The organism is uncultured Cyclobacterium sp. (assembly GCF_963977555.1).
Classification (GTDB): domain Bacteria; phylum Bacteroidota; class Bacteroidia; order Cytophagales; family Cyclobacteriaceae; genus Cyclobacterium.
In genome coordinates this window covers 78,769-102,645 of record NZ_CAXBPD010000004.1, presented here as the reverse complement: position 1 = coordinate 102,645, position 23,877 = coordinate 78,769, and the positions used below count along the sequence as shown (strand labels likewise).

Here is a 23,877-nt window from a genome sequence, read left to right as displayed (position 1 = left end):
CAATCGAAAAAGTTCAGGGTTTAAAACGAGACCTAAGCATTTACTCATAGGACTTGTTAAGGTTCAAAGATTCTGTAATCGCTTATTAGTGTTGAAAATTGTTCTTTAGAAAAGGTTTCTAAAGGACCTCGCCCTCTATAGTCTGCAGATTTTCTTTGGGTTAAAACCTGTATTTTTATTGCTATACCATAATCTACGTATAAATTGGTTATTGAGTAGTAATTAAGCAAATTTGCATTTTAAATAAATAAATAAATTTAACATTATGACATCAGATCAATTGAAAGATTTGAAGGCCCGAGTAACGGCCTTGAGGAGGTATCTTTGACTACGATCGTAAGAAATCAGAAATAGAAGAGTTTGAAGCCATTTCAGCACAACCAGGTTTCTGGAATGATACTGAAGAGGCGGAAAAAATGATGAAGCAAATTCAATCCCGTAAGGCTTGGACTTCTCAATACGAAACCATCGATACAGGTATCCAGGATCTGGAAGTATTGTGGGAGTTTTATAATGCTGGAGAAGTTTCGGCTGAAGAATTGGACGTTGAATTTGACAAGTACCTCAAGCTCGTTGAGGACTTGGAATTGAAAAAGATGCTAAGTGGTGAAGAGGATCAGCTTAGCGCCATGTTGGAAATCAATCCAGGTGCCGGAGGTACTGAAAGCAATGACTGGGCCTCAATACTTCTTCGCATGTATATTATGTGGGGAGAGAAAAATGGCTATAAAGTTAGAGAGGTAGATCTTCAAGAAGGTGAAGTAGCAGGGATTAAGTCTGCTACCTTGGAATTTGAAGGTCCACTTGCTTATGGCTTTTTAAAATCTGAAAGTGGGGTTCATCGTTTGGTAAGGATTTCTCCTTTTGATAGTGGAGGCAGACGACATACTTCTTTTGCCTCTGTTTATACCTATCCTGTGGTAGATGATACCATTAATATTGATATCAGCCCTGCAGACATAGAATTGCATACCTCCCGTTCTGGCGGAGCTGGTGGGCAAAATGTAAACAAGGTAGAAACCAAAGTTCAGCTAACGCATAAACCTACCGGAATCGTAGTGGTATGCCAAATAGAGCGATCACAATTAGCTAACAGGGAGAAGGCGATGCAAATGTTGAAATCTCGGTTGTATCAATTGGAGATGGAGAAAAGGAATGCCGAGAGAGCAAAGGTGGAATCTGGAAAAATGAGAATAGATTTTGGCTCACAAATCAGGAATTATGTGCTGCATCCCTATAAATTAGTAAAAGATGCTCGAACAGCTCATGAGACTTCAGATGTTCAGGCAGTGCTGGACGGGGGACTAAATGAATTTATTAAGTCTTACCTTTTGGCCCAAAGCGAAGAGGAAGTAAAAGATAAAGATTAAATAAAAAGGCCTGAATTTTCAGGCCTTTTTTAATTTAATACGATCTCATCTACCATGAGGTAGGCTTTTTTCCCTGCTGAATTGTGCCAAGAAGGGAGTTTTTCTAATGGTTTTGCAATTATTTTGAGGTATTGCACCCCTTTTTCAGTATAGGGTACCTGGACCTGCCGAAGGTAGGTGTCATCCTCTTTTTGAAGTGCCTTTGGTCGGTAGGACTTTGAAAGTTTCCAGTTTTGGCCGGTGTCCGTCCTTGTGTAAATTTCTACCTCCTGAGGCGGGAAAAACCTTGAACCTAAGTTCTGCCAAAGTGAGATGGCCATGGATGAGATATCTGTGGGCTCTTCAAATTCCATCTCTACTTCAAGAGGGTTATTATAAAACCCAAGCCAATTAAGGTTCCATACATCGGGAATGGCTTTCTTTTTATCAAAGAGGCTTTTTCCCCCATCCCCCTTGTACCTGTCTTCTGGTAGGGAAGTCATTTCATAAGTAGAAGGACTGATGGTGGCACTGATAAATTCAGCTTCTGAAACACTGCTGCCTATCCAGCCTTCCGCAAATGCCCTTGCTTTGATTGCCACGTTCTCTTTTATTTGTAGCGGCTTATCATAAAGCGTGAAATTGCTACTGTCAGGTTCAGTACCATCTAGGGTATAGTAAATGCTTGTTGTACCAATAGGATGGGTAAGTTTAACTTCAAGATTGTCCTTAAAAAATGCTTTGTCAAAACCAATTACTGGTGGGTTAAGCATCAGTAAAGTCGACTTTTCCTCCGTTCCTATTTCAATGGTAGTTTGAGGCAAGGCGTTCATTATTTTTTCCAAAGATTCTTTAGAGAGCCCCGTATTCCAAAGAAATAGCTTTTTTACCTGTTTAAGTTGAGACAAGGGTGCTACCGCTTCATCCGTTAAATTGCTTCCAGAGAGTGAAAGTAGAGAAAGATTCTCTAGACCAACTAAGGCTTGTAAACCTTGTCCTTTTATTTCAGTAAAATTCAAATAAAGCTTTTCGAGGTTAGGGAATGAACTGAGAGAAGATAAATCTTCATCCTTAATCGGCATATTATTTAAATTAATAGAGACCGTTTGCACATTGACTTCGGAAAGCTCAGCAAGTGAGGCTGGGTCAAAATTCGCACGGCCAAAATAACTGACAGATAGGGCAGGGGATTCAATTCCCAAAGGCTGTATTTTTCTGTAAAAATTATTAAGGTCGTCTAGTTTATCTTTAGAAACGGCGTCAAATTCATAAACCTTTGGGGCTGCGGCAAATTTTTGTACAGCCAATTTGTAGATACTGCTAGTATCAGAAAGCGCTAAAACCTTTTTATCAGTAATGGCCCCTGAACTAATCCAGGCATCCAGAATCATTTTTTCTTCTTCAGTAAGCTGTGGTTTACCTTCCGGAGGCATGTGGTCTTCATTGTCTTCTGGTAGGTTTATTCTCTGCGACATCAGGCTGTTTTCCAAATCAAATGGCTCAACAGCGGCTCCCGATTCCCCTCCTTTCAATAAATTTTCAGGTGTGTCCATTCTCAGCTCCCCCTTCTGTTTGGAGGCTTTATGACAACTGAGGCATTTGTTTTCGATAATGGGGTAGATCAGGTGTGGGAAAACTTCTGCTTCTTCCAGACTTACGATCACCACATCATTGTTTTCAATAGGAGCGGTAATGAAATTTTCACCATGAGTAATAGAAGCACCCAAATGGCCAGATACGATTACAATCAATGCCAAGAATGAAGCGCCTATTTTGATCATAAGGTGCTTTTGACTATCGATAAAATAGTACAATATGGAGGATCCCCAGAAGATGCCCAAGCCTGTCCACTTGTGCCAGAAAAGCGCTTCTTTCACATATCCGGCTTCATGAGAAAGCAAAAGCCCTGCGATGACTGTGAATCCTGCAGTAAGCGCTCCTATAAGGAGAAGGTCAGTGCCATAGGTATGACTTTCTTCTTTTTTCTTTAAAAGTTCAGGAATCCCAACCAATAAAATAGCCAACAGGATAATTACAATGGGAAAGTGAAGCAATAAAGGATGCATCCTACCAAATACATGGAGCCAGTCAGGAATTAATACTTGGTTTTCTGCAAGTACTAAGAACAATACGAAGACATTTACTGTAAAAAGCACTTGGCCCAGTATGGCCTTCAATTTGGATGTAAACATAAAAGGGGAAATCGATTTTATACCAAGGATTTAAATTGTTAGGCCAAGATGCCATTGACTAAATTTCCGGCAACATCTGTAAGCCTGTATCTTCTTCCTTGATGTCTATAGGTGAGTTTTTCATGCTCCACTCCCAGGAGGTGTAGCATGGTTGCGTGAAAATCATGCACATGTACTGGGTCTTTGATAATGTTGTACCCAAGTTCATCGGTTTCTCCATAGGTAATTCCAGGCTTTACTCCTCCGCCAGCCATCCACATGGAAAAGGCTCTCGGGTGATGGTCTCTTCCGTAGTTGTCCGCAGAAAATCTTCCTTGGCAGTAATTGGTTCTTCCGAATTCCCCACCCCAAATGACCAGGGTTTCGTCCAATAAACCCCTTTGCTTTAAATCTGTAATCAGTGCGGCAGAAGCCTGGTCTGTATCTTTAGCCTGCATGGCCATTTCATTGGGTAGGTTTCCATGCTGGTCCCATCCCTGATGGTATAGCTGAATGAACCTGACGCCATTTTCGGATAGTTTTCTGGCAAGTAGGCAGTTTGCTGCATAGGTGCCGGAAACAAGGCATTCAGGGCCGTATAGCTTGACGATGCTGTCTGGTTCCTTGCTTACATCTGTGACTTCAGGAACAGCCGTCTGCATCCTGTAAGCCATTTCATATTGTTGAATTTTGGCATTTATTTCAGGGTCACCAAACGATTTGTAATTTATTTGGTTAAGTGCTGCTATCTTATCCAGCATCCTTCGTCTGTCCATTTTGTTCATCCCCTCAGGATCATTGAGATAAAGCACAGGATCATCACCGCTAGAAAATTGCACTCCTTGATGTACGGATTCCAAGAATCCATTGGTCCAAAGCTTGGAGTAAACTCCCTGCCCATTTCCTTTTCCTCTTGACAAGAGTACACAATAACTCGGTAAATTGTTGTTTTCACTTCCAAGGCCATAACTTAGCCATGCTCCCATGCTTGGGCGGTTTCCTACTTGTGCTCCTGTTTGGAAAAAAGTAAGGGCGGGGTCATGGTTAATGGCCTCCGTGTGCATAGACTTTACGATGCAAATGTCATCTACGATTTTAGCGGTATGAGGAAAAAGGTCACTTACCCAAGCCCCAGATTGTCCATATTGATTGAACCCATAAGCCGAACCAACCAAAGGGAAAGAGGATTGTCCGGCAGTCATACCGGTTAGTCGCTGTCCTTGTCGAATCGAATCAGGAAGTTCTTCACCAATTTTTTTGTTAAGCATTGGTTTGTAATCAAAAGATTCCAATTGGCTTGGAGCTCCATTTTGAAACATGTAAATAACTCTTTTTGCCTTAGGGGCAAAATGAGGTACCGCTGCCATTAATTTATCCGTATCCAACTGGTTATTTCCAGTTAAGAGGTCTGGGATTAAAAGAGAGCCAAGGGCTACACTACCTAGCCCAAGACTTAATTTGGATAGAAACTTCCTTCTATTTTCATTTAATCCATTTTCTACAATTTCTTTTTCCATATCAAGTTTTGGTAATCGCTTCTTCTACATTATAAATGGCCACCACTACTTGCATTAGGGCAGCTGTCTCGGGTGTATCACTAAATTGATCCAAGGGAAACTCTCCAGCTTTTACCGTCTCTAGCACAGTTTCAGGCTTCTGCTTGAACCTTTTTAATTCTTCCTGATGGTATTCAGTTAGGAGGGCAATTTCCTCTTCATTAGGGGCACGGCATAAAATCCTGAAAAAGGCCTCTTTAATCGCCTCTTCATTTTTTTTCCCTTCACTTATCAAATTATTGGCTAAAACACGGGAGGCCTCAAGTACCAATGGGTCATTTAGCATCGCCAAAGCTTGTAGGGGTGTGTTGGTTCTATTTCGGGTTACTTCGCAAACATCTCTGTTGCTGCCATCAAATATAATAGGCTTTGGAGGTGGAGAAGTTAGTTTGATAAAAGTATACAGCCCTCTTCTGTAAAGGTCGGCTCCTTCATCCTGTCGGTATTCTGCCAATTCTCCTCTGCCGGAGGTGGCGGCTTCCCATAAACCCTCGGGTTGGTAAGGCTTTACACTAGGGCCTCCGATTTCTTTGGACATTAAGCCACTGCTAGCGATAATCATGTCTCGAATGTTTTCAGCATTTAACCTTATTCGCGGGTACCTGGCCAAATAAAAATTATCTGGATCCATCTCTGTCTTCTTTCTGTCTACTGTCGCCGATTGCTGGTAGGTGGCTGAACTCACAATTTTTTTAATTAAATTTTTCACGTCCCAACCACTTTCTCGGAAATCTACAGCAAGCCAATCTAGCAATTCTGGATGCGAAGGTAATTTACCTTGCATACCAAAGTCACCAGCTGATCGTACAATTCCAGCACCGAAAAATTCTTGCCACATAAGGTTGACAAATACTCGAGCAGTCAATGGATTGTCGTCTGAAAACGTCCACTCAGCCAATCCTAATCGATTTTTTTCGTATTTGCTCTCATCAAATTTAAGTATAGCCTCTGGAGTAGAGGGGAAGACTTCGGTCGTCGGTTGGTCATATATTCCCCTGTCCAGCACAAAAGTCTGCCTCAAAGTATCCTTATAATCCTCCATGACTGAAACCATGATTTTGCTGGAGTCTTGGTGATTTACAAAATCAAGTATGCCATCTAAGTCTTCTTTTTCTACCCACATGATGGGATGCTTAGCTGGTTTGGAAATACTTACATCTCCTTCATAACCCTGCTCCGGTGTATTGTTGAAAAAAGCATACATTTGAAAATAATTGGCCTGAGAAATTGGGTCGAATTTATGGTCATGGCACTGTGCACATTCCACGGTCATGCCAAGTATTGCCTTACTAAAAGTATTGGTCTTGTCTAAAATATATTCAACCCTGTATTCTTCAGGTATTACACCTCCTTCTTCGGTGTATTTATGATTCCTATTGAAAGCAGTAGCCAGTATTTGTTCTTTATTCGGGTTGGGTAGCAAATCACCTGCTAATTGCCAGGTAATGAATTTATCATAGGGCATGTTTTTGTTGAAAGCATGAATAACCCAATCTCTGTACGGCCATTGTGTTCTAATATTGTCGTCCTGATAGCCATATGAGTCTGAATAACGCGCTATGTCCATCCACAATACAGCCATTCGCTCACCAAAGGAAGGGCTGTCTAGTAGTTTGTTGATGATTTTCTCGGTTGCATTCTCCGAATTGTCTCCTTCATATGATTGTGCTACTTCTAGTGTTGGGAGTAGGCCTGTGATGTCCAGACTCAATCTCTTAAGAAGGAGCATTTTGTCTGCCGATTCGTTGGGTTTAAGGCCTAATTGATCAAGCTTTGCCATGACGAAATGGTCAATCTCATTTTTGGGCCAATCTGCATTAGAAGTTTTAGGAGGGGTGCTTTTGGTAGGAGTTACGAATGCCCAATGGGGCTGGTATTTAGCTCCTTGTTTGATCCATTTTTTGATGGTTTCAATTTCATTACTACTGAGTTTCAGATTTGATTCGGGTGGAGGCATAATTTCCGCCTCATCTGTCGCTTCTATCCTGAGAACGACTTCTGATTTACCAGGCTTTCCTGGCACTATTGCGTGTGCATCAGGGTTTTCTTTTAGAGCTGCAAAGGCACTTTCTTCAGTGTCTAGCCTCAAACCTGACTCTCTTTTGTTTTCATCTGGCCCATGGCAGGCAAAACAATTGTCTGATAAAATAGGTCGGATGTGAAAATTGTAACTGATCTGATCCCCTGAGGTCAATATATCAGCTTCTGACTCTTTTTCTGAACAAGAAGTGAAAATTACAATTGTAATTAGTAGTATTTGGGTTAGGTGCTTAAGCATATAAATATATCTTGCTTTGCTTAAATTGTTAATAATGAACAATTTCCTAATTTTAACCTGAATAAACAAGCAATGTTTAATATTGTGTATCAATAATCAATCCTTTAATTTTTTTTACTAAATGGGCAATTGCCCATTTTTAGGGGTTAGAATCGCTTTGAAATCAATCGATCGTTTGTGTTTTTCATCTCCCTGTATTTTTTTTCTAAAAGTTTGCTTTACAGCAATAGCATCTATCCCTATCAAGATACGAGGAAGGTTGTTGTAAAGAACCTACTGAGTATTTAGGCGATGGCATTAAGAGTCTTGATTGAACCCTAAATATGCAATAGGCCTGCTATTACGTACCGATAAGCCGCGGCCGACAAAATCAGCCACTTTGCACCCGTTATCAATTTCACCATGGCAATGCTATGCTAATATATTCAAACAGCTTGATTTTTTTGCGATTTCAATCCTTCCCGTAAGCAGGGGATAGTCCTCACCCCTGACTATTGTCTGGGCGGAGTAATTCTATTAGATAATCCGGGTTGTATAGCGTTTTATTATAGGGTGAAGGTGATATAATAAAAAAGGAGAAGCAAAACGCTTCTCCTTTTCAAATGATTCATGTGATTGATTTACTGTAAATCAATTATGATTTTTTAATCTTCGAGAAATCAAAATCCTCCAAAAATTTAGTAGTGAAATTCCCTGCAATAAATTCAGGATCTTCTAATAAAGCCAAATGGAATGGAATTGTAGTTTTAATGCCATCAATTACAAACTCTTCCAATGCACGTTTCATTCTTACAATGACTTCCTGTCTGGACTGAGCACTTACAATAAGCTTGGCAATCATGGAATCGTAGTTTGGTGGGATAACGTATCCAGCATATACGTGACTGTCAATCCGCACTCCCTTGCCACCTGGCAGGTGAAGGTTTACAATTTTTCCAGGACTAGGTCTGAAACCATTTGCCGGGTCTTCAGCATTGATCCTACATTCCATAGCGTACAATTTAGGGAAATAATTTTTTCCACTAATTTTTTCTCCTGCCGCTACTTTTATTTGTTCCTTGATAAGATCAAAATCAGTTACTTCTTCAGTAATTGGATGTTCTACCTGAATTCTGGTATTCATTTCCATAAAGTAAAAGTCTCTGTTTTTATCTACCAAAAACTCAATGGTTCCTGCACCTTCATATGCAATGGCTTCAGCACCTTTGATTGCTGCGACTCCCATTTTTTCCCTCAATTCATCTGTGATAAACGGAGAAGGTGTTTCTTCCACCAATTTTTGGTGACGCCTTTGAATGGAGCAGTCCCTTTCGGACAAATGGCATGCCCTACCTGAGGAGTCTCCGATGATCTGAATTTCAATATGTCTTGGCTCTTCTACAAATTTTTCCAGGTACAGTCCGTCATTGCCGAATGCAGCTGCAGATTCTTGTCTAGCATCATCCCAAGCTTTTTTGAATCCAGAGGGATCCTTTACTATTCGCATTCCTCTACCACCCCCTCCGGCTGTTGCCTTGAGGATAACTGGATAACCGATCTTTTCTGCTAAAGGAAGTCCTTGTTCTATTGATGCTAATAAACCTTCAGAACCAGGGATTGTTGGTACTCCTGCTGCAGCCATTGTGGCTTTTGCGGTTGCTTTATCCCCCATCTGATTGATCATGTCTGGGCTGGCTCCAATAAATTTTATATTGTATTCTTCACAAATACGTGAAAATTCAGCATTTTCAGACAGGAAACCATAGCCAGGGTGAATGGCGTCTGCATTGGTTATTTCTGCAGCAGCTATTATTCTGGGAATATTTAAATAGGAATCTTTGCTGGATGGTGCACCTATACAAACTGCTTCATCAGCAAAACGAACATGTAGGCTGTCCTTATCGGCAGTAGAGTAGACAGCGACAGTCTTAACCCCCATTTCCTTACAGGTTCGAATGATCCTTAAGGCAATTTCCCCTCTATTTGCTATTAATATTTTATTAAACACTATATAAAGTCGGTTTGGTTAGAAAACAATCAATTCTGAGGTTCAACCAAAAACAGCGGTTGGTCATATTCAACAGGGGATGCATCATCCACCAAAATCTTAACAATTTTACCTGAAACTTCTGATTCAACTTCGTTAAATAGTTTCATTGCTTCAATGATACATACAGGCTGTCCTTTTTGAATGGAGTCTCCTACGTTTACAAAGAATTCAGCATCAGGATTAGGAGACCTGTAAAAGGTACCTATCATAGGAGACTTTACTTCTAAGTAATTTGTCGCTGGGGGAGCTGCCGTTTCGGCTGGAGCAGGAGCTGGTGCAGGAGCAGCTTGAGTAAATTGAGGGTTGTGGTTTTCAGACTGTTTCACTACAGGAGTGTCCGAATTCTTTTTGATGGAAAGCTTGAACTCGTCCGTCTCAATTTTTACCTCTGCTAGTCCAGAATTGGAAATAAAGTCAATTAATTCTTGTATCTCTTTTGCTTTCATAAATCTATCTCTTTGAGAGTAAGCTCAATCTTTGGCTACCCTGTTTCAAATATACTTGGTTATTAACTTAAGTAAAACTATGTAAATTAATGAATAATTTTGACGTTAAGCGGATTATTTCACTCTTTCTGAGTAGGATCCATCACGTGTGTCTACCTTGATCATTATGTCTTGGTCTACAAATAGAGGCACCATTACCACCGCACCGGTTTCAAGTGTGGCAGGCTTTAGTGTGTTAGTAGCTGTATCACCTTTGATGCCGGGCTCAGTATAAGTCACCATTAATTCTACAAATGCAGGAAGTTCCACACCTAAAGGTGTCTCGGTTTCATCATGGATGAGTATATCTACTAATTGTCCTTCCTTCAATAGTCCTGGTCTTTCAATTAATTTTTCCTCAATTGGAATTTGTTCGAAAGTCTCTGTGTCCATGAAGTGATAGCCCATATCATCACTGAATATGTACTGATGGGGTCTTTTTTCTACGCGGGCGGTTGTTACTTTTTCGCCTGAATTGAAAGTTTTATCAAGGACTTTTCCGTTGGTAAGACTTTTTAGCTTTGTCCTAACGAATGCTGGCCCTTTTCCAGGTTTCACATGTTGGAAATCAACAATTGTCATAATGTCATGATTAAACACCAGACAAAGGCCATTTTTAAAATCAGCAGTACTTGCCATATTTGTTTAGTTTTTGATTAAACGCTTTTAGGGTCATATCCCCACTTTAAATATACTGCTCCCCAGGTAAATCCACCACCAAAAGCAGCTAAAATAAGATTGTCTCCTTTTTTTAATTTGGATTCATAATCCCACAAGCATAACGGAAGGGTCCCTGCGGTGGTATTGCCATATTTTTCAATGTTTAGCATTACCTTTTCAGGACCAACACCCATTCTCTTTGCGGTAGCATCAATTATTCTTTTGTTTGCTTGATGTGGTACCAACCATGCGATATCATCTGCAGTCAAATTGTTTTTCTTCATGATCTGAGCGCTTACGTCTGCCATATTGGTCACGGCAAATTTAAATACGGTAGAGCCCTCTTGGAAAACATAATGTTCCCGGGCAGTAACTGAGTCGATTGTTGCCGGCTTTTTACTTCCTCCTGCTTCAATTCTTAAGTAATTGGCTCCTGATCCGTCAGTATGAAGCATTGAATCCATAACGCCAAGATCTTCCTCTGTGGCTTCTAGCAATACGGCACCACCGCCATCACCGAAAATGATGCAGGTAGACCTGTCTTGATAATTTACAATTGAAGACATCTTATCCGCCCCAATGATAATTACCTTTTTATGTGCACCAGTTTCGATGAATTTACTACCTATGGATAGTGCATACAAAAATCCAGAACAAGCAGCAGAAATATCGAAGCTGTAACTGTTTTTGGCCCCTACATTGTCTGCAATGATATTGGCTGTAGCAGGGAATAACATATCTGGAGTTACCGTTGCACAGATTATCAAATCGATGTCTTCTGGGTTGGTATTGGTTTTTTCTAATAAACCTTTTACTGCTGCTGTGCCGATGACTGAAGTGCCTTGATTCTCTCCTTTTAGAATTCTTCTTTCCTTGATACCTGTACGACTGGTGATCCACTCGTCATTGGTATCTACCATGGTTTCCAGTTCTTTGTTGTCAAGTACATACTCGGGTACCCAGCCATGCACTCCTGTAATAACAGCTCTTTTTTTCATCTGATTGGTTCTAGTCTCACATTGGAAACGGGTTGTCCTGTCTTTCGTGCGATATTTTATTGAAAGTAATTTAGGGCAAATCCCATGTTAATTTATACTGTTTTTATTAGAAGATGTGTACAGTATTAAAATTTCGAATCCCAAAATTATTTAAAATGTGCTTGTCCACCAAAGAAATCATGGATATGTGAAAAATAAATCCCAATGAGAATCAATATTTTAACTGATTCAGGCTGATTGTTGGTATAGCGTGAAAAAATTCATAAATTATAAATCAGTGCTATACTTCCAGATTATATAATGAAACTACGTGTAAACAATAAAGAATATTCGGTAGAAGTGACCAATAACCCAAGTCTACTGGAAGTCCTAAGGGATAGATTGGACCTTACAGGGACTAAATACGGCTGTGGCGAAGGGGCTTGCGGAGCCTGCAAAGTTTTAGTAAATGGTATACCTACCCCCTCATGTATTACGCCAGTTACTTCCCTTTCTGGTAAAAAGGTCATTACCATAGAGGGTTTGGCCAAGAATGGTGAGCTTCATCCTGTACAAAAGGCTTTTCTGGAAGAAGATGTTTTTCAATGTAGTTATTGCGCACCAGGCATGACCATCACTGCTGCCGCTTTGCTGGAAAAGCAACCTGACGCCAGTATCCAGGATTTAATAGATGGGTTAAATGGAAATATCTGTCGCTGCTGTACTTACCCGGCAATAATCAATGCACTTGAAAAATTAATTCAAAAGGAGGGTGACCTATGAAATCTAAGCCAAGTAAAAAGGAATCACCAGTAACCAGTAATCCCGCAAAGGTAATTGGTGACATTTCCAGAAGAAGTTTCTTTAAATATATGGGGGCAGGGGTCGCTGCCTATATTGTTTGGTCAGATATTTTCGTCGCATCCGCCGTTCAAACCAATCCTAAGCATTCAACATTTCCTGACCAGGAGCTCATTTCATCTTGGATTCATATTGCTCCAACTGGTGACATTACAGTTTTCACTGGTAAGGTGGAAATTGGCCAAAATATAAGGACTTCTTTGAGCCAGGTGGTGGCGGAAGAATTATTCGTTGCTCCTGAAGCTATAAACATGGTCATGGGGGATACTGCACTGACACCTTATGATAGAGGAACCTACGGAAGCCTAACTACTCTTCAGATTTCTCCCATATTAAGGGTAGCAGCTGCAAATATTAGAGAAATTTTGGTGGAAGAGGCACAAAAGACTTGGGGAGTTAAGTCCTCTAGTTTAACCTTAAGCGATGGGATGGTCATAGATCCAGCATCCAATAAGATGCTGGCCTATGGTGACCTGGTGAAGGACAAGAAACTCTTCAAAAAAGTCAATAGAAAGGTAAAAACCATCGCTCCAGAAGAATGGAAAGTTGCAGGCCACTCAATCCCTAAAATGAATGGCAAAGATTTTATCACCGGAAAACACCGGTATGTTTCCGACATGGTATTGCCAGGTATGGTTTTCGGAAAAGTTTTACGGCCGCCTGCTTATGGCGCGAAATTACTGAGTGCGGATACCAGTGAAGCTGAAAAAATCCCTGGCGTTATTGTATGTAAGGAAGATAACTTTATAGGTGTTACGGCAGCGAATCCCTTAACTGCTGCCATTGCTTTGGCCTCAATTGAGAGTTCCTGGGACCGCAGTGCTCCTGTGCAGCGTTCAGAACTATTTAAGCATTTAGTGGATACTGCTGCGGAGAAGAAAATAGTAAGTGAAGCGATGGGTGATGCCTATGATCAGGGGAATGTAAAGCTGGATAGAAATTTTGAGATAGCTTATATTGCACATGTACCTTTAGAGACCAGGGCGGCATTAGCGTCTTGGAAATTGGGGCATTTGGAAGTCTGGGCGGGAACGCAACGACCATTTGGCTTACATGAGGATTTACAGAAAACCTTTGATTTGCCTGAGGATAGCATTCGGGTTTATGTGCCTGATACAGGTTCAGGTTATGGAGGGAAACAAACGAGTGAGGTAGGGTTGGAGGCTGCTAGATTAGCCAAACATGTTGGGAAGCCAGTAAAAGTATGTTGGACTAGAGAAGAGGAGTTTAAATGGGCTTATTTTAGGCCAGCAGGAGTGATTCAGGTACGGGCCTCCTTAAGTAACGGTGAAATTTCTTCATGGGAGTTTCACAATTTTAATTCAGGTTCAGCAGGAATTGACTTTCCTTATATAGGTGGAAAAAGACATCTGGAATTTCACCGCTCTTCTACGCCATTAAGGCAAGGCTCCTACAGGGCTCTGTCTTCTACGGCTAATGTTTTTGCCATGGAGTCGATTGTAAATGACCTGGCAATTGCTGCAGGTGAGGACCCTTTACAATTTAGGTTAAGGAATTTGGAGAACCCCAGGTTAAAAGCTGTGATTAAGGCGGCATCTGAAACCTTTGGATGGGAAAGACAAGGAAGTCAAGAAAATATAGGTTTTGGAATGGCTTGCGGGACAGTTAAGGGTGGTTTTGTCGCTACTTTTGTAGAGGTCGAAGTCGAAAAAGGCTCAAGAAAATTAATTGTTCGGGAAGTGGTGACGGCATTTGAATGTGGTGTAATCATTAATCCCCGACATTTGGAAAGTCAAGTGACAGGCTGTGTACTTCAAGGATTAGGAGGTGCTCTTTTTGAAGAAATTGATTTTAGAGATGGAAACCTGACCAATGCCAGCCTAGGGTCTTACCGGGTTCCCAGATTTAAAGATGTGCCTAAGATGAGCGTTGTACTGCTAAACAGAACTGATTTGCCTTCCTCAGGAGCAGGAGAAGCTCCTATTGTAGGTATAGCACCTGCCTTGCGCAATGCTATTGATGATGCTTCAGGGGTAAAACTCTACAAGTTACCAATGTTGCCATCAGGCATTGTTCCTGACAAGGCCTGATGGAAAATTTCAACATTTATTTTACAATATATATTGGGAAAGGTCCCTGTTTTTCACCAAAGAATTTAGTCTTTCATTAACCAATTCTTTGGTTATCATGATCTTGCTGTTTGGCCCTATACTGTCTGGGACATCAAACAAATAGTCGTTTAATAAATGGCTCATCACAGTATGAAGTCTTCGTGCGCCAATGTTTTCAACTTCCTCATTGATGCTGAAGGCTATAGAAGCAATCTCCTGAATGGCATCATCAGTATATTCCAAGTAGACCTCTTCTGACCCAAACAATGCTTGATATTGTTTTGTAAGAGCGTTTTTCGGGTCTTTCAAGATTTTATAAAAATCTTCTTGTGTGAGGCTTGTCAGTTCCACCCTAATAGGGAACCTTCCCTGTAATTCAGGAATTAGATCAGATGGTTTGCTTACGTGGAAAGCACCTGCTGCGATAAACAATACATGGTCTGTATGTACCAAACCGTATTTAGTGTTGACCGCACTTCCTTCTACTATTGGTAATAAATCTCTTTGAACACCTTCTCTACTGACATCTGGTCCACCGGATTTACCCGAACTTGAGGCAATTTTATCAATTTCATCGATAAAAATTATGCCATTGTTTTCTGTAAGATGTATCGCCTGTTCTTTTACCTCATCAAAGTCAATAAGCTTTGAAGCCTCTTCTTCCATTAAGATTTTTCTAGCTTCAGATATGGTAACTTTTCTTTTTTTAGTACGCTTAGGCATCATATTACTGAGCATGTCCTGAATGCCTGCCATACTGGCTTCATCCATCATGCCATTGCCTACCATGCCAATGCCGGCTGGAGAAGATTGTTTCACATTGATTTCAATCTTTCTTTCTTCAAGCTCTCCATTTTTCAGCTTCTCCTTGAACCTTTCCCTCGTCTTTTCATTGAGTTCTTGTTCACTGGCATTGTCAGGGTTGAAGTCCTCCTTTTGATTAGATGTACCGAACCCCGTCCCTCTTACAGGGGGAATCAATATGTCCAGTAGCATGTCTTCTACGATTATTGCCGCTTTTTCCTTTACTTCTTCGTTCTTTGATTCCTTTACCAGGGTGACGGCATGTTCTGCCAAATCCCTAACCATAGACTCTACATCTCTTCCAACATAGCCTACTTCTGTAAATTTGGAAGCTTCTACCTTTGTAAATGGCGCATTGGCGATTTTAGCCAATCTACGCGCAATTTCCGTTTTACCGACTCCAGTAGAGCCGATCATAAGGATGTTATTTGGTACAATGTCTTTTTGAAGATCAGATTTCACCATTAGTCGGCGAATCCGATTTCTTAAAGCAATGGCGACGTTCCTTTTGGCCTCCGTTTGGCCAATGATATATTTATCCAGTTCAGCAACAATTTGCCTTGGTGTTAAATCGTTCATTTTTTCCATTCTTTACTATGCTTCAGATTTCTTTTCCCCTTCATCGAAGGTAAATTTCACAGGGTTGGAAACTTTTTCGTCAAGAAGAGCTAACGCTAAAACTTCATTTACCTGATCGACAAAATGAAACTGTACCCCTTTTAGGTAAGAATCATCGATTTCTTCAATGTCTCTTTGATTTCTTTTACAAAGAATAATGTCTTCAATTCCAGCCCTTTTAGCGGCTAGTATTTTTTCTTTAATGCCTCCTACTGGCATTACCTTACCTCTTAGGGTTATTTCTCCTGTCATTGCCAACTTCGTTTTGACCTTCCTTTGGGTGTAAATGGAGGCTATGGCAGTTAGCATGGTAATCCCAGCTGATGGACCATCTTTGGGTACCGCGCCGGCAGGCACGTGTATATGAAGGTCATATTGATCAAATACGCGATAATCTATGTCCAGCATCTCTGCATGGGATTTCAAGTAAGAGATGGCGGTCATGGCTGACTCCTTCATGACATCACCTAACTGACCAGAAAGCGTCAGTTTTCCTTTACCTCTACTAATGCTCGCTTCAATAAAAAGAATTTCTCCTCCCACTGAAGTCCATGCCAATCCTGTCACTACTCCTGGGATGGAATTGTCCTGATAAATTTCCTTGTCAAATATCTCTCCCCCAAGAATTTTTCTTACTTGGGCAGTGGTTATTTTTTTCTGGTAGGTTTCCTCCATCGCTATAGATTTAGCGATGTTTCTAATTACTTTTCCGATTTGCCTTTCCAAACTTCTTACACCTGACTCCCTAGTATAATCTTCTATGATTTTGATTAAGGAATCATTGGAAAAAGAAATGTCTTTAGATTTAAGGCCATGTTCTCTCCTTTGTTTCGGTACCAAGTGCTTTTTGGCAATTTCCACCTTTTCTTCCATTGTGTAGCCCGTAACCTCAATGATCTCCATCCTGTCTCTTAGAGCAGGTTGTAGATTTTCCAGCGTATTGGCAGTAGCAATAAAGAGTACTTTGGATAAATCGTAGTCTACTTCAACGTAATTGTCTACAAATGCGCTGTTTTGCTCAGGGTCCAAAACCTCCAAAAATGCAGAAGATGGATCTCCTCTAAAGTCTGTGCTTATTTTATCTATCTCATCCAAAACGAAAACAGGATTTGAGGATTTCCCCTTTTTCATGTTTTGAATAATTTTGCCAGGCATAGCTCCTATATAGGTCTTTCTATGCCCTCTTATTTCTGATTCGTCGTGAAGACCACCCAAGGACATTCTTACATACTTCCTGCCCAAGGCTTTGGCAATGGACTTGCCTAGAGATGTTTTACCAACACCAGGAGGGCCATAAAGACATAAAATAGGGCCTTTAAGGTCTTGCTTTAATTTTAAAACCGCCAGGTATTCAATGATTCGGTCTTTTACCTTGTCTAGTCCAGAGTGATCTCTGTCTAGAATTTTCTTGGCTCTGTTAAGGTCGAAATTATCTGTCGTAAAATCATTCCATGGAAGATCTACCAATACTTCAGCGTAATTAATGGCTATGGGATATTCTGCAGTAGCAGGATTCATCCTCATGATTTTATCCAGTTCCTTATTGAACTGAACGGCTACATCTTTCGGCCACTTTTTCTTTTTTCCTCTAAGCCTTAATTCTTCAACTTCTTTATCTGGGCCTTCATCACCTAATTCTGTTTGAAGGACTTTCATTTGCTGTCTCAAAAAATAATCTCGCTGCTGCTGATCGATGTCAGTATGCACCTTTTTTTGGATTTCATTTTTGAGTTCAAGCATCTGAATGTCTTTCATCATGAACTCAAGCAATAGCGTGGCCCTTTCTATGCCATCATTTATTTCCAGTAGTTTTTGTTTGGAGTCTACCGGCGCATTGATGTTTGAGGAAAGAAAATGTGTAAGAAAGGAAGTGCTGTCGATATTATCAAGCGCTACTTGGGCTTCTCTCGGGATTTCTGGGTTTAACTGCAGCATTTTAAATGCTGATTCCTTGAGAGATTGCTCCAAGGCTTCTATTTTTTTGTCATTCTTAGGGAAGGTCTCATCTAAATAGGATACCCTCGCCTGGAAATAAGGATCTTCTGTTAATTCTTCCTCTATCTTAAAGCGTTTTTTGCCTTGAATAATTATAGTTGTATTACCATCCGGCAAAACAATCATTTTGACAATTTTAGCAAGCGTTCCAACATGATAAATATCGTCCCAAGATGGATCTTCAATGTTTGGATTTCTTTGGGCACAGACTCCGATAAGTTTATCTCCTTTATGGGCTTTTTTAATGAGCTTAATAGAACGCTGCCTTCCCACAGTGATCGGAATAACTACACCAGGAAACAATACAGTGTTTCTGACTGAGAGTATGGGAATTTCTTTTGCGTAGTTTTCTTCTTTTATGCTAGTTTCATCTTCGTCATCAGTAATTAACTGGATAAGATCTCCTTCTCCTGAAAAATCCCCTAACATAAGTGAATGGTATAATTGATTGTCGTTATTGTTCATACAGACATTATGACAGATAATGTGTCATGTTATTTTATGGAAATAAGAAAAACCCCTATTAAACAGGCTATTAAACAAGTACAGTCCAAGGCTTATGCCAATTTATTTCCTTTTACAAATTGGCAGACAATAAAAATTAGGGGTAAATTAAAAATGGGGATATATTATTCCCCATTTTGAAGATATGCATTTATTAGCTACCTGTGAAAAGCTTAAGTATGTCGTTTCCTATTGCGAAAACCATGATGGCTAACAAAAGGACCATTCCGATTTTTTGTGCATTTTCAAGAAATCTATCAGAAGGGCTTCTACCAGATACCATTTCATACAATAGAAACGTAACATGACCACCATCCAATGCAGGAATTGGAAGCAAGTTCATAAAGGCCAGTATCATGGAAATTAGACCTGTGATGGACCAGAATTTTGTCCAATCCCATGTAGAACCATAAATTTTGGCCATCCCTATTGGCCCACTGACATTTTTTGTGGAAACTTCTCCAGTAAACATTTTACCCATGGCTTTGGCATTGATTATGACCACACTAAATGCTCTCTCTGTTCCAATAGGAATAGATTGTGCAAATGAATATTTTTTGCTTACTGGTTCAAGTAGGTTGTTTGCAGCAATGCCTATGGTTCCATCTTCCATTACATCTAAATTTGTAATGATTTCCTGCTGGTCTCTCAATAAAGTTAATTCTACGGACTCGCCTTTATGCTCCCCGAGAGCTTCCTGTAGTTCGTTGAAATAGTTAATAGGCTGTTCATTTACGGCAGTAATTTTATCTCCTTTTTCAATCCCAGCTTTTATAGCTGTCCCTTCGGGATTTAATTCTAGGATGGTAAACGGGAAGCGAATACTAATGAAGTTAGACATGCTTTCTTCATTAGAGAAGGAATTAATAAAACCTCTGGGGATATTAATTTTCATTTTTTCACCATTCCTTTCAACCGTATAATAGCCATCAGAGCTGAGTAAAGCGTTTCCACCGCTTAGGTCGTTCAAAGACTCGTAAGGAAAGCCATTGATATCCAGTATTTTGTCTCCATCTTCAAAGCCTATTTGTTGACCGATATCGTAGGCTACGATACCATTTTCAATTACCTGGTCTCTAGAGAAATAAGTTTCACCTTTACTGTATACTAGAAAGACGAAAATGATGATACCGGTAACAACATTTACAATAATTCCTCCCAGCATCACGATCAACCTTTGCCATGCAGGCTTGGAGCGAAACTCCCAAGGCTGAGGCTCTGCAGACATTTGTTCGGCATCGAGTGATTCGTCTACCATTCCGGAAATTTTGACAAACCCTCCCAAAGGGATGGCGCCGATAGAATATTCAGTTTCTTTCCATTGGAAACCGATTATTTTTGGAGGGAATCCTATAGAGAATTTTTCAACTCTCATTCCAAACATTTTTGCTGCTAGAAGGTGTCCCAATTCGTGTAGGCCGACTAAAATCGACAAGCCGAGTAGCAATTGCGCTACCATTATTAATGTATCCATTCTTTATTTTCTACTAATTAATTCTTCTGAAATTATTCTCGTTTCTCTGTCGGTCGCAATTAAGTCGTCCAAACTAGGTCTTTTTATAAAACTGATTTTATCCATGCTATGTTCAATAAGGTCAGACATTTCAAGGAATTTGATTTTGTCTTGCAAAAATGCTGCCACCGCAATTTCGTTGGCAGCGTTTAAAGAACATGCGGCATTTCCACCTTTTTCTAAGGCGATAAAAGCCAAGTCAAGGTTTTTAAAGGTTTCCCTATCTGGCTTTTCAAATTGAAGGCTAGGATAATCCATGAAATCGAATCTTTGAAAATTAGATTTGATTCTATCAGGGTAAGATAAGGCAAATTGAATAGGAATACGCATATCTGGAAGTCCAAGTTGCGCTTTTATTGATCCGTCCTCAAATTGAACCAAAGAATGAACGATGGATTGTGGATGAACGACTACATCAATCTGATTTGTTTCTAAACCAAAAAGCCACTTTGCCTCTATAACTTCCAGCCCTTTGTTCATCAAAGAAGCTGAATCAATTGTAATTTTGGCTCCCATTTCCCAATTGGGATGTTTGAGGGCTTGCTCTTTGGTGACATTTTTCAAGTAATCACGGTTCTTTCCTCTAAAAGGACCACCAGATGCAGTTAGGATGATCTTTTCAATAGGGTTGTGAAATTCTCCAATTAGGCATTGAAAGATTGCCGAATGTTCGGAATCTACCGGGTAGATGTTTACCGCTTTTTCTTTGGCAAGCTTAGTGATAAGGTCTCCCGCAACCACCAAAGTTTCTTTATTGGCCAAGGCAATTGGTTTTCCTGCTTCTATGGCTTTGATGGTAGGTATCAATCCTGCGTAGCCTACCAAAGCTGTCAGAACTATGTCAATGGTTTCCATTTCTACTACCGAAGCTATGGCTTTTTCGCCAGCATAAACTTTAATCGGATGGTTACCGAGTGCTTCCTTTACTTCCTGATAATGACTTTCATTGCCAATAACTACGACATTTGGCTGAAAAGCAATTGCTTGCTTTATCAGGAGGTCTTTGTTATTATGAGCAGTAAGTACTTCTACTTGAAATTTATCAGAATGTTGCTGAATTACATCTAAAGCTTGGGTACCTATACTGCCTGTTGAGCCTAAGATGGCCACACGTTTATTTGTAGACATGGAAATTTTTTACTTTCAAAAAAGCACAGTGCTGAACATGGCACTTTACGTTATCTTTAATTGGCAAATTTACAAGGTAAAACCAGTATTCCCGTTTTTTTCATGCTTTTTAAAGAAGATGTTTTTTTTTCAGCAATTTAGCGAAAGAGTATGCTGCTAATTTTTTCACTATAAAAAGTTTAAAAAATGTTAAATTAATTGACTTAAAAATGTGAAAAGTCGTATTTGGTATTGAACTCAATATTTTAAGTTATGTTTAAAAATGTTCTATTGGTTTTAGTTGCGTTTACTGGTGGTTTAATAGGCGCATGGGTTTTTCAGGAATTTTTAAGTGCTGAATTATCTGTTGAGAAAAAGGATGGTTATACTTTGCTTCAAGATCTCCCTAATTCCCAGCTTACTAATTTAACACATTCGAATGGGGGGGCAGAATCTCAAATTTCTCCTGTTCCGGATTCATTTGTTGAGGCTTCAGAAAACAGTACCAGCTCAGTCGTGTTTATAAAAAATTTCTCAGGTACAGATTCCCGAAGGTACAGTGTCTTTGATTACTTTTTCGGTCAGGGAATGGCACAACAAACCGTTAGCACTGGATCGGGTGTGATCTTTTCAGCCGATGGCTATATAATTACCAATAACCATGTCATAGATAAAGCCGAAACGATAGAAGTAATCCATAAAAAGAGGACGTATAAAGCGAGTTTAATAGGTTCGGATGCCAATACGGATATTGCTGTGCTGAAAATTGAAGCCGAAAACCTAAAAGCCATTGAAATAGGTAGCAGCCGTTCCTTAAAGATAGGAGAGTGGGTTTTGGCAGTTGGAAACCCCTTTAACCTCACCTCTACAGTGACGGCAGGGATTGTTTCTGCCAAGGAGAGACAGATTAACATTATGGGGGGAGAATTTCCGTTGGAATCTTTCATTCAAACTGATGCTCCTATTAATCCTGGGAATTCTGGAGGAGCCTTGGTAAATACCAGGGGTGAATTGGTTGGGATCAATACTGCAATTCTAAGTAGAACGGGGTCCTACACAGGGTATGGCTTTGCTGTTCCTGTGGATATAGCTACAAAAATCGCCAATGACCTCATTCGGTTTGGGGAAGTTCAAAAAGCAATACCCGGGGTCGAGGTAAGCGTCATTACTCCAGATCGTGCTACCGAAATGGACCTTAAAACTTTAGACGGTGTCATTGTCTCTCACGTTATCAGAAATGGTGCCGCAGAGAAATCAGGAATCAAAGTAAATGATGTTATCGTTCAAGTCGATGGAAACGCAATATCAGGTAAAGGAAGCTTTGAGGAAGCCTTGTCCTATTATTATCCTGGTGATAAAATAAGTATCAGCTATTTAAGAGGAGGGAAAAAGAACAGTATTGAACTTACACTGCAAAACTTACTAGGCGGCACTGGTGTGATCAAAAGATCTTTTTATTCCTCCCCTCTATTGGGGGCTAAGTTAGAAACCATCAACGCAATAGAAATGGATCGTTTTGGTATTCCTTACGGGATAAAACTAAGCGGAATGACCAGAGGATATCTAAGAGATTTAGGATTTGGAGAAGGTTTTATCCTTACCAGTTTGAATGACGAGCCTGCAAAAGACCCAGAAGTGGTAGGTAAATTTTTAGAAGACTTTAGTGGGCAATTGAGAGTGGAAGGGCTTACGCCAGGAGGACGTTCCTTTGCACAATCTTATTCAGTTAGATAGTGAGAAAATAATGATGAATGCTTGACTTGAGCACAAATTAAATCCTTATCGGGAAAAAATACTACCCCGATAGGGATTTGTTATTTTTTTTCAGTCGATTTTATTGGCTTGGCATAAGGTAACCTGCCCAGTTTATTTACAGTATGATAGCTGTCTAAACCTGATACGGTGATTGTTCCCAATTTGTCAAGTGAAATAAATCCATCTTCTTCTACCGCCTGAGGCCTTACCCACACTTCTTCAATGCTCCCGATAATTAAAACAGTCTCGTTGACAGCCAATGTAATCTTGTCTTTTAGAAGGCAAGCGATTTTTAATGGGCTATCTTTTACAAAGGGAGCTTTAAAATTGTTCAGGTACTCTTCCTCAAGTCCCGTTGCTTCAAATTCTGATTTATCCCATCGCGCACTACAGAGGTGCGCTTCTTTATAAAAGGATTCCGTCACTTGATTTAGTGTGAAATGGCCATTTTGTAGTATGTTTTCCAGGGTGTGTCTTTCCACTGAATGCGGGCGGAATAAAATACCTACAGTAGCAGGGTTTGCGCCTACATGGAAAACCTGGCTAAATGGCGCCAGGTTGGTTGCTGAATTTTCTTCATTTATACTGCCTATTAAATTTAAGCTTTTATAACCGCTTAAGCAATTTACGAAATTCCGATTGTAGGATTTACCCGCTGTTAGTAGTGTTACTTTGGTGAAATGTTTCATCAATTTTTGATTGCCTCCTCTATGGTGTCACAATATTTCATGTCTAAATCATTGATTATATTTCCTGGATAGTCCTCCAAAATTTGTTTTTTTGCGATCATCACCATTTTTTTAAACCAGGCTTCATTGGGCAATATTTTTCTATGGGTTTTGATTCCATAATGGTAAACTTCTTTTTTCCAGTCTATAAAATACCATTCCATGCTTGGCTGGTGGAAAGCCCTCAAAGCCCTTTTGTCAAAAATAAATTTATGGTATGTACCTTTTTTAACGATTGAAGTAATTTGATGAAAGATTGCTTTAAAATCGGCTATGGGTACATAGTCGACCAATAATGTGCAAATGATTATTCCCTCAGATTTATTCGTCAAAACTTGGGCGTACCTTTCTTCCAGAGAAACTTCGAAATTTTGCAGTGCAGATTTATTCAAGGTGTCGGTCATAATTGGTTAAT

17 protein-coding genes are annotated in these 23,877 nt (G+C 40.0%); 4 read left to right on the top strand and 13 right to left on the bottom strand.

The window, feature by feature from the left end:
* Window positions 1-265 precede the first annotated feature (265 nt).
* Window positions 266-1,370 (top strand): peptide chain release factor 2 gene (prfB, locus tag AAC073_RS06125; protein ID WP_339922968.1). Its coding sequence is split into 2 segments (ribosomal slippage): window positions 266-325 and window positions 327-1,370, totalling 1,104 coding nucleotides; the frame shifts between segments, so codons are not numbered across the junction.
* A gap of 29 nt (window positions 1,371-1,399) precedes the next feature.
* On the opposite strand, the gene AAC073_RS06120 is transcribed toward prfB, so the two are convergent.
* The 7 genes from AAC073_RS06120 to AAC073_RS06090 all read right to left on the bottom strand — a co-directional run bounded on the left by AAC073_RS06120 (window position 1,400) and on the right by AAC073_RS06090 (window position 11,526).
* Complete coding sequence (locus AAC073_RS06120) at window positions 1,400-3,541, bottom strand: c-type cytochrome domain-containing protein (protein ID WP_339922967.1); 2,142 nt, start codon at window positions 3,539-3,541, stop codon at window positions 1,400-1,402.
* A 38-nt stretch (window positions 3,542-3,579) separates the two neighbouring features.
* Window positions 3,580-5,037 carry a DUF1501 domain-containing protein gene (locus tag AAC073_RS06115; RefSeq protein WP_339922966.1) on the bottom strand — a complete coding sequence of 486 codons (1,458 nt, stop codon included), beginning with the start codon at window positions 5,035-5,037 and terminating at the stop codon, window positions 3,580-3,582.
* A gap of 1 nt (window position 5,038) precedes the next feature.
* Entirely contained in the window at window positions 5,039-7,354 is a 2,316-nt protein-coding gene (locus AAC073_RS06110) for a PSD1 and planctomycete cytochrome C domain-containing protein (protein ID WP_339922965.1), read from the bottom strand.
* 634 nt (window positions 7,355-7,988) lie between these two features.
* A complete protein-coding gene (gene accC, locus AAC073_RS06105; RefSeq protein ID WP_339922964.1) occupies window positions 7,989-9,341 on the bottom strand; it encodes an acetyl-CoA carboxylase biotin carboxylase subunit in 1,353 nt (450 codons plus the stop codon).
* A gap of 29 nt (window positions 9,342-9,370) precedes the next feature.
* The gene (gene accB, locus AAC073_RS06100; RefSeq protein ID WP_339922963.1) at window positions 9,371-9,829 is read right to left on the bottom strand and encodes an acetyl-CoA carboxylase biotin carboxyl carrier protein; all 459 of its coding nucleotides are present in this window, start codon (window positions 9,827-9,829) and stop codon (window positions 9,371-9,373) included.
* 114 nt (window positions 9,830-9,943) lie between these two features.
* Window positions 9,944-10,507 (bottom strand): elongation factor P, encoded by a 564-nt coding sequence (gene efp, locus AAC073_RS06095; protein ID WP_339922962.1) that lies wholly within the window; start codon window positions 10,505-10,507, stop codon window positions 9,944-9,946.
* A gap of 17 nt (window positions 10,508-10,524) precedes the next feature.
* Window positions 10,525-11,526, bottom strand: coding sequence for a beta-ketoacyl-ACP synthase III (locus tag AAC073_RS06090; protein WP_339922961.1), 1,002 nt, complete (start codon window positions 11,524-11,526; stop codon window positions 10,525-10,527).
* Between the two features lie 300 nt (window positions 11,527-11,826).
* Here AAC073_RS06090 and AAC073_RS06085 point away from each other — a divergent pair, with 300 nt between their 5' ends.
* Both AAC073_RS06085 and AAC073_RS06080 read left to right on the top strand, forming a co-directional pair.
* Entirely contained in the window at window positions 11,827-12,288 is a 462-nt protein-coding gene (locus AAC073_RS06085) for a (2Fe-2S)-binding protein (RefSeq protein ID WP_339922960.1), read from the top strand.
* Window positions 12,285-14,417, top strand: coding sequence for a molybdopterin cofactor-binding domain-containing protein (locus tag AAC073_RS06080; protein WP_339922959.1), 2,133 nt, complete (start codon window positions 12,285-12,287; stop codon window positions 14,415-14,417). The genes AAC073_RS06085 and AAC073_RS06080 overlap by 4 nt, the downstream gene beginning before the upstream one ends.
* A gap of 21 nt (window positions 14,418-14,438) precedes the next feature.
* On the opposite strand, the gene hslU is transcribed toward AAC073_RS06080, so the two are convergent.
* From hslU to AAC073_RS06060, 4 genes are all read right to left on the bottom strand, one after another.
* Window positions 14,439-15,830 carry an ATP-dependent protease ATPase subunit HslU gene (hslU, locus tag AAC073_RS06075; protein WP_339922958.1) on the bottom strand — a complete coding sequence of 464 codons (1,392 nt, stop codon included), beginning with the start codon at window positions 15,828-15,830 and terminating at the stop codon, window positions 14,439-14,441.
* Window positions 15,831-15,836: 6 nt separating this feature from the next.
* On the bottom strand, window positions 15,837-18,320 hold the full coding sequence (lon, locus tag AAC073_RS06070) for an endopeptidase La (RefSeq protein ID WP_339922957.1): 2,484 nt from the start codon (window positions 18,318-18,320) through the stop codon (window positions 15,837-15,839).
* Window positions 18,321-18,513: 193 nt separating this feature from the next.
* Window positions 18,514-19,833: an RIP metalloprotease RseP gene (gene rseP, locus AAC073_RS06065; RefSeq protein ID WP_339922956.1), complete on the bottom strand. Its 1,320-nt coding sequence runs from the start codon at window positions 19,831-19,833 to the stop codon at window positions 18,514-18,516.
* A 3-nt stretch (window positions 19,834-19,836) separates the two neighbouring features.
* Window positions 19,837-21,000: a 1-deoxy-D-xylulose-5-phosphate reductoisomerase gene (locus AAC073_RS06060; protein WP_339922955.1), complete on the bottom strand. Its 1,164-nt coding sequence runs from the start codon at window positions 20,998-21,000 to the stop codon at window positions 19,837-19,839.
* A 252-nt stretch (window positions 21,001-21,252) separates the two neighbouring features.
* On the opposite strand from AAC073_RS06060, the gene AAC073_RS06055 reads away from it, so the two are divergent.
* A complete protein-coding gene (locus AAC073_RS06055) occupies window positions 21,253-22,713 on the top strand; it encodes a trypsin-like peptidase domain-containing protein (protein WP_339922954.1) in 1,461 nt (486 codons plus the stop codon).
* A gap of 80 nt (window positions 22,714-22,793) precedes the next feature.
* Here the strand turns inward: AAC073_RS06055 and AAC073_RS06050 are convergent, their stop codons facing one another.
* Together AAC073_RS06050 and AAC073_RS06045 are read right to left on the bottom strand one after the other, a co-directional pair.
* The gene (locus tag AAC073_RS06050) at window positions 22,794-23,423 is read right to left on the bottom strand and encodes a flavin reductase (RefSeq protein ID WP_339922953.1); all 630 of its coding nucleotides are present in this window, start codon (window positions 23,421-23,423) and stop codon (window positions 22,794-22,796) included.
* Window positions 23,423-23,866 carry a hypothetical protein gene (locus AAC073_RS06045; RefSeq protein WP_339922952.1) on the bottom strand — a complete coding sequence of 148 codons (444 nt, stop codon included), beginning with the start codon at window positions 23,864-23,866 and terminating at the stop codon, window positions 23,423-23,425. Before AAC073_RS06045 ends, AAC073_RS06050 begins: the two co-directional genes overlap by 1 nt.
* Window positions 23,867-23,877: the final 11 nt, after the last annotated feature.

Excerpts from the sequence above, each read along its gene's own strand:
- AAC073_RS06085 (WP_339922960.1), top strand. The coding sequence starts at position 11,827 with ATGAAACTACGTGTAAACAATAAAGAATATTCGGTAGAAGTGACCAAT.
- AAC073_RS06080 (WP_339922959.1), top strand. The coding sequence starts at position 12,285 with ATGAAATCTAAGCCAAGTAAAAAGGAATCACCAGTAACCAGTAATCCC.
- efp (WP_339922962.1), bottom strand. The coding sequence starts at position 10,507 with ATGGCAAGTACTGCTGATTTTAAAAATGGCCTTTGTCTGGTGTTTAAT.
- accB (WP_339922963.1), bottom strand. The coding sequence starts at position 9,829 with ATGAAAGCAAAAGAGATACAAGAATTAATTGACTTTATTTCCAATTCT.
- AAC073_RS06045 (WP_339922952.1), bottom strand. The coding sequence starts at position 23,866 with ATGACCGACACCTTGAATAAATCTGCACTGCAAAATTTCGAAGTTTCT.
- AAC073_RS06050 (WP_339922953.1), bottom strand. The coding sequence starts at position 23,423 with ATGAAACATTTCACCAAAGTAACACTACTAACAGCGGGTAAATCCTAC.
- AAC073_RS06060 (WP_339922955.1), bottom strand. The coding sequence starts at position 21,000 with ATGTCTACAAATAAACGTGTGGCCATCTTAGGCTCAACAGGCAGTATA.
- AAC073_RS06110 (WP_339922965.1), bottom strand. The coding sequence starts at position 7,354 with ATGCTTAAGCACCTAACCCAAATACTACTAATTACAATTGTAATTTTC.
- AAC073_RS06115 (WP_339922966.1), bottom strand. The coding sequence starts at position 5,037 with ATGGAAAAAGAAATTGTAGAAAATGGATTAAATGAAAATAGAAGGAAG.
- rseP (WP_339922956.1), bottom strand. The coding sequence starts at position 19,833 with ATGGATACATTAATAATGGTAGCGCAATTGCTACTCGGCTTGTCGATT.
- AAC073_RS06120 (WP_339922967.1), bottom strand. The coding sequence starts at position 3,541 with ATGTTTACATCCAAATTGAAGGCCATACTGGGCCAAGTGCTTTTTACA.
- AAC073_RS06090 (WP_339922961.1), bottom strand. The coding sequence starts at position 11,526 with ATGAAAAAAAGAGCTGTTATTACAGGAGTGCATGGCTGGGTACCCGAG.
- lon (WP_339922957.1), bottom strand. The coding sequence starts at position 18,320 with ATGAACAATAACGACAATCAATTATACCATTCACTTATGTTAGGGGAT.
- hslU (WP_339922958.1), bottom strand. The coding sequence starts at position 15,830 with ATGGAAAAAATGAACGATTTAACACCAAGGCAAATTGTTGCTGAACTG.
- AAC073_RS06055 (WP_339922954.1), top strand. The coding sequence starts at position 21,253 with ATGTTTAAAAATGTTCTATTGGTTTTAGTTGCGTTTACTGGTGGTTTA.